Origin of the sequence: Undibacterium sp. RuTC16W, from assembly GCF_049339445.1 — a bacterium.
Classification (GTDB): Bacteria; Pseudomonadota; Gammaproteobacteria; order Burkholderiales; family Burkholderiaceae_D; genus Undibacterium.
Genome location: NZ_JBMPPE010000042.1, coordinates 1 through 434, shown reverse-complemented (window position 1 = coordinate 434; position 434 = coordinate 1). Strand labels below are relative to the sequence as shown.

General features: G+C 53.2%; 1 protein-coding gene. It reads left to right on the top strand.

Annotated elements, in window-relative coordinates:
• A partial coding sequence (locus tag ACO0K4_RS19475; RefSeq protein ID WP_422958333.1) for a DUF2058 domain-containing protein occupies positions 1 to 434 on the top strand: 434 nt, incomplete at both ends.

The window sequence follows — 434 nt, the reverse complement described above, 5'->3', positions numbered from 1 at the left end:
GAGCGCCGGACTGGCAACGAGAGCGTAGATGAGTCGCGCCTGGCCGCGCTGGAAGTGCAGCGCAAAAATGCCGAACGCGCTCGTGAACTCAATGCGCAACGTGATGCGGCCGCGAGCCAAAAAGCGATTCTTGCGCAAATTGTGCAACTGGTACAAAAGAATCGCCAAAGCAAAGGCACAGGCGACATCGCTTATTACTACACTCACGGCACCAAGATCGATAAAATCTATGTGTCAGCAGAGGTGCAGACGCATTTGATTGCTGGCCGACTGGTGATTGTGTGTCTGGATGGTAAAACAGAATTACTGCCCCGGATTATCGCGGACAAAATCGCCGAGCGCGATGCCTCAATTGTGATACAGGTGAAGAAAACGACGACCGAAATCGATGCGGACGATCCGTATGCCGCCTTCCAGATCCCCGATGACTTTAC